Here is an 8008-nt window from a genome sequence, read left to right as displayed (position 1 = left end):
CTGCAAACCAGCCACGCCAGCTAAAAGCATCCGCAGCATAGAATTCAATAATTGCTCTGTTGTCTTCATTTGGCGCCGTTGCGATACCGGCAGGCTGTCTACTTGCTGTGCGCCAGTCATTATTCGAACAAGTGCTGATAAGTAATACAACGCAGAGTATACTCAAAACTCTAAAAACCCTCATATATCTCATAGTTCATTGCATACACAGCTTAGGCCTAATTTGACTTACTTTACCTTACTTTAAGAAAGGCTAGCCGGTATTTAATGAACCGAAAATAATGAACGGCAAATAAATTTAGCTTATCTCTTTGATTGCCCGCCCGATACCATCAACCGTTAGCGGAAACATTTTACTGTCAATCAACTCATTGATCAGCCCTATCGAGTGATAATAAGACCATTGCGCTTCAGGTTGCGGGTTTAACCAGGCGACCTTAGTAAAGTGACTCGTTAATCTATTCATATAATCAGCGCCTGGCTTTTCATTCCAATGTTCAACACTGCCACCAGGATAGGTGATTTCGTATGGCCCCATAGTAGCATCACCAACAAAAATCACTTTATAATCTGAGCCAAAGGTTCTGATGATTTCTTCAATATCGATGGTTTCGGTGCGACGTCTTTGGTTGTCTCGCCAAACCTTTTCGTAGACGCAGTTATGAAAATAAAAGAATTCTAAATATTTAAATTCGCTGTGTGCGGCTGAAAACAACTCTTCGCAGGTTTGAATGTATTCATCCATAGAGCCGCCAATATCAAAAAACATCAATACTTTTACTGCGTTATGGCGTTCTGGCTCCATATGTACGTCGAGCATACCGCCATTTTTTGCCGTTGCACTTATGGTGGTATTGATATCAAGTTTTTCACTGGCACCTGTACGAGCAAATTTCCGTAATTTTTTCAGTGCTAGCTTTATGTTTCTCGAGCCTAGTTCGCGGTCTTGATCGAAATTTTTAAACTCCCGTTTATCCCAAACTTTTACTGCACTGTTATTGCGGTTTTTATCTTGCCCTACTCTAATACCTTCAGGGTTGTAACCATAAGCACCAAAGGGTGATGTACCACCAGTACCAACCCATTTACTGCCGCCAGCATGGCGCTTCTTCTGCTCTTCAAGTCGCTCTTTTAGCGTCTTCATTAGCTCATCAAGACCGCCTAGCGCCTTGAGCTTTTCTTTTTCTTCGATGCTTAACTGCTTTTCAAATTCTTTTCTTAACCAGTCTTCAGGTAGAAGCTTGTCAAAGATATCAATTTGTTCGATACCTTTGAAATATTCAGCAAAGGCACGATCGTATTTATCATAATGAATTTCATCTTTAACCATGACTATTTTGGCAAGGTTATAAAATTCATCGACATCAGCAAAAATTACCCCTTGCTTTAATACTGCGATTAAATCTAACAGCTCACGTAAGCTACACGGTACTTTATGCTTTTTTAGTGCGAGGAAAAAATCAATAAACACAGCTATGTTACCTGTTTCTTCGGCTCATAAAGGCGAGCCTTTCGATTAACGAAACGTCTTGCTCATTTTTCAATAAGGCGCCAAATAGTGGAATAATATCTGATTTATTATCCATTAATACCTCTTGCGAAATATCATCAGCCATCAGCAGTTTTAACCAATCAATTAATTCTGACGTTGACGGTTTTTTCTTGATGCCCTTTAATTCTCTTAACTCAAAGAACACGTCTAATGTCTGTTTTAAAAGATCTTGTTTAACATGGGGATGGTGAACATCGATAATTTGCTGCATTTCAGTTTTTGTTGGGAACTTAATGTAGTGGAAAAAACAGCGTCTTAAAAAAGCATCAGGTAGTTCTTTTTCATTGTTTGAAGTGATAATGATGATCGGTCTTTGTTTTGCTTTAATAACCTGTTGGGTTTCATAAACAAAGAACTCCATTTTATCGAGCTCTTGCAATAAATCGTTTGGAAACTCAATATCCGCTTTATCAATTTCATCGATAAGTAATATAGGTCTTTGCTCTTCTTCAAACGCCTGCCACAACTTACCTTTAATTATATAGTTGCCAATATCGTTTACCTTTTCATCACCAAGTTGACTGTCACGCAAGCGCGATACCGCATCGTATTCGTATAAACCTTGTTGCGCTTTGGTAGTCGATTTGATGTGCCATTGGTACAACTTACAATTGAGTGATTTAGCTAATTCTTCCGCTAATTGTGTTTTACCTGTGCCGGGCTCGCCTTTAATTAATAAAGGTTTTTCAAGGGTGATTGCGGCATTAACGGCTAAACGAAGCTCGTCTGATGCAATGTAATTTTCAGTACTTTTAAACATGTTGTTACTACCTATTGAGAGCCTGATGATAATCTATGAAATGACATGTTATACCAAGAGACTTTAAGTAAAATCTCATTGATATTGTCATTGTAAATTAACTTATGATTTATTTGTTCCAAAGAAAAAGACACAAGCTATTCGTTAACCGTCTTTAATTTCAGAACATTTCTGCAGGAAATAATAACACCAATAAATGCCAGTAAAAACATCAAAATCAAACAATCGTTTTAATTAGCTGTTTTTATTTAAATAATGGGTAAGTTGAATCTGCAGGTTTAACCTGTATGGTGAAGTACAAAAGTTGTGCCGTTGTCGCAGTGTTTTAGCAAGATTTATTACCGCAGCTATTGAGGGGCAGTCCTATATTGCCTACAATAGCGGATAATTTATTTACTACAGGTCACGAACATGAACGACACTACATCAAAACCAACTTTACCGGATCACCTTTCAGGTAATCCTCGTAGCCCTCACCATGATGAAGAAGTTTTCGAACACGAAATTGGCATTACGCTTAACGGCAAAGAGCGTTTCGATGTTGAAGAATATTGCATCAGTGAAGGTTGGGTAAAAGTGCCGTCGAAAAAAGCATTAGACCGTCGCGGCCAACCGCTTATGATGAAGATGAAAGGTACTGTTACAGCGTTTTATCGTTAAGAATTAGCTAAAAATCACCTAACAGCTATCAATGAAAACTGGTTAGCCCTTTCCAGTACCGTTTACTAGGTATTAATCTGTTTTAGGTAATCGGCATTAGTTGCTACCAGCTGTATTTAGTCAGAGTCAGATGAGGTTTATCGAAATTCATCTGACTCTATTTAAACGGCTATAGCTGCTTAATTACTTACTTAGCCCTTGTTTTTATAAACTCAGCATCCGCTTTTTCAATCTTGCTAAATCAATCGCATTTGATCTAACCGTAAGCTTGATATGATCACTTTCATATTCTTCCTTGGTGACACTCATTCTTGAACGAATTTCACCTATGATACCGTTAGCGGTATAAGGGACAATAATTTCTTCTTCGATCATCTCGTCCTGTGCAATGCCAACGATATATTTATGCAATTTTTTTACATCTGCAGGATTTCGAGCAGATGTCATCATGGCTTCAGGAAATTCTTCCATCAGTGCTTGTTGTTGTTCAGCACTTAGTAAATCTGATTTGTTCAGTATCAGTAATTTTTTACTGTCCTCAACACCGACTTCTTCCAGTACTCCGTGTACCACATCAAGTTGCGCACGAAAAGAAGGATCTGAAGCATCTACCACATATAACAACAATGATGCATCCTGTGCCTCTGCTAGAGTGGAATGAAACGAGGCGACTAAATCGTGCGGTAATTTTTTAATAAAACCAACCGTATCAGATACCAGTATTCTAGGCTGAGTTATTGGAAACAATGCACGTACTGTAGTATCAAGGGTGGCAAAAAGTTTGTTTTCACCTTCGACATCACTACCGGTAATCGATCGCATCAATGAGGACTTGCCCGCATTGGTATAACCAACCAAAGCGACACAAAAAAGCTCAGAACGTTGTGTTCTTCTGCCTTTCATTTCATTTTGAACACTTACCAATTCGCGCTTGAGCTCTGCTAATTGGTCACGTACTTTACGGCGGTTTAGCTCTAGCGTTGTTTCACCAGCGCCTTTACCCATTTGACGTTCTTTATCACCACATGATGTTTCACGCAGTCGTGGCGCTACATAATTTAAGCGAGCAATTTCAACTTGTAATTTCGCTGTTTTAGTACGGGCATGGCGACTAAATATTTCAATAATAATGCCAGTACGGTCAAATACTTCTACGCCTAATTGATTCTCGACGTTACGTAGCTGAGATGGGCTTAAATCACAATCAAATACTACGACATCAGCACAAGCAAAGGGTAAGTTCTCTGACGGGAGCTCAGCAAATGACGATTCATCGATTATTTCTTCAATTGTTCCTTCAACTAAGTCATCGCCCTCTTCTGCTTCGACAGCAACTTCACCTTTGTTGCCGGTGAGGTGTGCTATTTCAGCCAGTTTTCCTAAACCCAGTACATTAACTTTTTTAGTCGAACTCTGCTTTTGCGACTGAGTGCCGACCACTTTAAAGCCTAATGTAGTCACCAAGCGTGCAAGCTCTGCCAGTGATTCTGTTGCCTCATCACCTTTAAACTCCGGTGTACAAATAGAGATAAGTAGAGCGTTAGTAAGTGATGCTTTTGCTGTTAGTTGCATATATTTATGTATACCATTTTGATTAAGTTGGTATTAGTGCACCTAATACTCATTGATATAAGTGCAAAGCTAATTTTTATCTAAAGTAATTTGATCCTACGCTGTTATAGCCGCGCTTTATAGGGCAATAGCAGACTAATGCCGATATTATACCATTTTGATTAAGTTTGTGATCTTGTTGTGCACAGTAAAAATAAATCTAAGCAAGGCGTTCGATTGAAAAATAGCGGGCTATTGTGGATGGGTGCAACGTAGTCTTGGGGTATTTTAACCCGCACAAGTGAGCAATAAATTGTACTACAGAGGTTTCAGCATGATACTGAGGAAAGTAAAAAGCCCATTACTTTGCTAATAGGCTCTTATTAATGTAGCTGTGCTAAGTTATTTATATTGTTAGCGAGGCTTTGTCTTACATAGCCTAACGATAACTTATTCTGCTACTTATCCCGCTGCAGCAGTAGCTTTTTTCATATTCGCTTTAATTTCTTTAATGTCACAATTATCAAGTAACAATAGAACATCGGCTAAAGCACTACGAAGTTCAGTACTTTCTTTAAGCGATTTTTTATTTTGTATATGTGATACCGATTCTCGGTTCATCACTGCATTAAGTAATTTATTTAATGATTCTGCATCATCAACTTTTAATGGTGTTAAAGGCTTAGTTGCTACGGCATTATAAGTATTGTAAATAAGAGTTAACGCTTCTTGAGATTCTTTTAATCTTTGCATATTTCTTCTTATTAAAATTAAGTTGTAATTTTAGATTACATCAATAAAACACTTTGTCTAGAAGATATTGTAGTTATATTAACCTTATTTTTCATAAATATAGTTACTTGAACTCTGATGTGGGTTTAGAACTAAACTCATTTGGTTATTTCTGTAACTAAATTCAAGACGAAAAAAACGCAATTAGTTAAGTTGCGGTTTGTTAGCATCTGGCTAAGAGAGAGATATTTTAACTTTACTTGGTAGATATTGCGCGACAACCCCTTAGCCAATTTTCAAGGTCTTAAACGCAAAAAGGCGCTAATCATTTGAGATCAATAACTTACATTTGAATTAGCAAGCAATACAGGCCTGCTGCATTTTAGTTTATCTATAACACTTACGACTAAGTTATTTAATCCCCATAAACCAATCATACACTTTTTTGTTTTGACTCTTTTGTGTTAACAACAACGCAGTAGCGGCAGCACTTAGTCTAATTAAATCTTATTGATGGGTTAAATAAGGTTTCAAAATTTCAATTGTGAGCATTTGTGTAATGACACTCAGCATTTTCAGTGCACTAGTTCTGGGTGAGAGTGTGGCTAGAGGCTGTGGAAAAGATTTTTGAAATAAGGAAAGCTAAAGTAAGCAGGAAATAAATTGATAAATTCTAGTACACTTCACTGTTTATTCAAGAAAATATTAAATAATTCAATAAAAAAGTTACTGTTCGCTTGTTTTTCCATCAAACACGGTTCACTGGTTGAACAGTGACTTAGCGAAGGCTTTCCACAATTATTGTGGATAACTCTGTGAATAACGTTTTAATATAATCCTCAAGCCCCGAAGGAGTGGGATTATATTGGACATGCTTAAAATATAGACAATTGAGCTAGATTTCCTCTTTATCTGTGACAGCTTTTAATAATTAAGCTCAAATGACAAGAAATCTGACAAAAATAATTAAATCTAATCGCTGAAAATCATTCATATTAATTTCATAGAAACAATAGGAATTGTCAGTGTTAGGTTGGCAATATCTCCATCACGAGGTCCGAACATTTAATGGTCTAATCGTTGTGCCAAAATCTGCCTTCAGCATCAATATGTTGCAGGAATTTAGCTAATTTTTCACTCAAGACCTTTGTTAATTCCTGTTGTGCTTGAGCCCTATCGATGCTTTCTGATAAGTCTTGCTCAACTTGAAATAGTAATGGCGTTTTTATTGATGCTTGATTATTTGAGTCGATTAGGTAACTAGAGATATCACGACCATCGAGAGTACGATCTGTCGGCAAGGAAACTTCTGTGATAGAAAACAATGTGGGTAAAATAACTAAGGAGCTTAATGGCGCTTGCTTTACCCTACCGCCAGCAATGATGCCCAGGCCAATCAAAGATGCCAGCTACTCTATGACTACCTTCCCAGCTCAGCCCTTAGCATCTCGAATATGATTGCTGACTTAATCATGCAAGTGATTAGGTCAACAGCACCTCTTTGCAGATTCATTATCTGTATTTAAGTTTCCCCTAGAGACGGTTTCATGCTGGAAGTATAATTACTGACTAATCCGTCCGATTGATAAGTAATCTCTTATATTCAAGTACACAGGCATGATAAACATTTTCGGATATTTCGTTACCAAAACATCGGGTGTGAATGAATTCGCCTTCGGCTTCATAGACACTTGAATTATATAAAATATATTTTATTTTGTGTTTGCCATATACCATGGCTGGAAAGTTAGTAAAAGCTTCGAATTTCGCCAGCTTATTCATCATTATATCTAAGCATGATTTGTCGAATTGAAACTCAGAGACATGATGACCAACATATTCTTCTTCTGAGTAGCCTAATATATTTAATTCATGCTGGTTAGCATAGTTAATTATGCCTTCAGGTGAAACAGTATGGATGCCAATATTGGAATTTTTAATAAAGTCTAAAGGGTTTTCTGTAATCACTCGATTATCCACCTTAATTATCTTGCTCTAGATAAAGCATATTCAATATTGGTTACTGGGTAAATCTAATGGAAAATAGCCCAGTTAAACCTTAGCGGGTTAAACTATATTCGTTGTGTCTTTTTAGACTGACACAAAAAAAGGGCGAACGCCCTTTTTATTTACCTATATACCATTAAAATTCTATTGTTAAAAATACTATTCTAAGCCATGAGCTGAACGTAGAAGTGTTTTCCTGGCTTTATTTAGGTGAGTTTCCATGCAGGTTCCCTCCCCTAAGTATTATGTGCTAACAATTGAGTAATAATGGCAACATATGCTTCTAAAACGACTTTGTTCCGCTTTAATTCATCGATAAATAATCAATACTTTCAATAATTTGAAATGACGATTATTTATCGAAAATATTAGGAAGTGCCTTAAGCGAGAAGAGGCTGCACATTGTGCCGCCTTTTAAATATGTCGGTAAAATAGAAACTTGAACTCTATATCGTAGCTGTTGCGCTACAAACCCACTATTGATTCCCATCACTAAACTCAAGGTGAAAAAAACCGCTAATCTTTCGATTAGCGGTTTCTTAGAATGTGGCGGTAAGATAGAGACTCGAACTCTACGTCGTAGGTAATGCACTACAAACCCATGATCTGTATCTATGACTAAATTCGAGACGAAAAAAAACCGCTTATCTTTCGATTAGCGGTTTCTTAGAATGTGGCGGTGAGATAGAGATTTGAACTCTAGAAGGGCTACAAACCCTTGCCGGTTTTCAAGACCGGTGCTTTCG

7 protein-coding genes are annotated in these 8008 nt (G+C 37.4%); 1 reads left to right on the top strand and 6 read right to left on the bottom strand.

Features of this window, described 5'->3' with window-relative positions:
- Positions 1-298: 298 nt before the first annotated feature.
- Together HRT50_RS16555 and HRT50_RS16550 are read right to left on the bottom strand one after the other, a co-directional pair.
- Positions 299-1471, bottom strand: a complete 1173-nt coding sequence (locus HRT50_RS16555) for a VWA domain-containing protein (RefSeq protein ID WP_291616510.1) — start codon at positions 1469-1471, stop codon at positions 299-301.
- A gap of 7 nt (positions 1472-1478) precedes the next feature.
- A complete protein-coding gene (locus tag HRT50_RS16550; RefSeq protein ID WP_291616509.1) occupies positions 1479-2312 on the bottom strand; it encodes a MoxR family ATPase in 834 nt (277 codons plus the stop codon).
- A 411-nt stretch (positions 2313-2723) separates the two neighbouring features.
- Between HRT50_RS16550 and HRT50_RS16545 the strand changes: the two genes are divergently transcribed.
- Positions 2724-2972, top strand: coding sequence for a DUF3297 family protein (locus HRT50_RS16545; RefSeq protein WP_291616507.1), 249 nt, complete (start codon positions 2724-2726; stop codon positions 2970-2972).
- Between the two features lie 204 nt (positions 2973-3176).
- Here the strand turns inward: HRT50_RS16545 and hflX are convergent, their stop codons facing one another.
- The 4 genes from hflX to HRT50_RS16525 form a co-directional block, all read right to left on the bottom strand.
- The gene (hflX, locus tag HRT50_RS16540) at positions 3177-4544 is read right to left on the bottom strand and encodes a GTPase HflX (RefSeq protein ID WP_291616505.1); all 1368 of its coding nucleotides are present in this window, start codon (positions 4542-4544) and stop codon (positions 3177-3179) included.
- 441 nt (positions 4545-4985) lie between these two features.
- On the bottom strand, positions 4986-5276 hold the full coding sequence (locus HRT50_RS16535) for a hypothetical protein (protein WP_291616503.1): 291 nt from the start codon (positions 5274-5276) through the stop codon (positions 4986-4988).
- A gap of 1052 nt (positions 5277-6328) precedes the next feature.
- A complete protein-coding gene (locus HRT50_RS16530) occupies positions 6329-6655 on the bottom strand; it encodes a hypothetical protein (RefSeq protein WP_291616501.1) in 327 nt (108 codons plus the stop codon).
- A 169-nt stretch (positions 6656-6824) separates the two neighbouring features.
- Entirely contained in the window at positions 6825-7223 is a 399-nt protein-coding gene (locus tag HRT50_RS16525) for a PAS domain-containing protein (protein ID WP_291616499.1), read from the bottom strand.
- Positions 7224-8008 lie beyond the last annotated feature (785 nt).

Source organism: Colwellia sp. (assembly GCF_013215345.1).
In the GTDB taxonomy this organism is placed as follows: domain Bacteria; phylum Pseudomonadota; class Gammaproteobacteria; order Enterobacterales; family Alteromonadaceae; genus Colwellia.
The sequence above is the reverse complement of the archived record's forward strand: the minus strand, read 5'-3'. Positions and strand labels throughout refer to the sequence as shown.

Bases quoted from the DNA above. Each gene is read 5' to 3' on its own strand.
- HRT50_RS16550 (WP_291616509.1), bottom strand. From the start codon at position 2,312: ATGTTTAAAAGTACTGAAAATTACATTGCATCAGACGAGCTTCGTTTA.
- HRT50_RS16545 (WP_291616507.1), top strand. From the start codon at position 2,724: ATGAACGACACTACATCAAAACCAACTTTACCGGATCACCTTTCAGGT.
- hflX (WP_291616505.1), bottom strand. From the start codon at position 4,544: ATGCAACTAACAGCAAAAGCATCACTTACTAACGCTCTACTTATCTCT.
- HRT50_RS16535 (WP_291616503.1), bottom strand. From the start codon at position 5,276: ATGCAAAGATTAAAAGAATCTCAAGAAGCGTTAACTCTTATTTACAAT.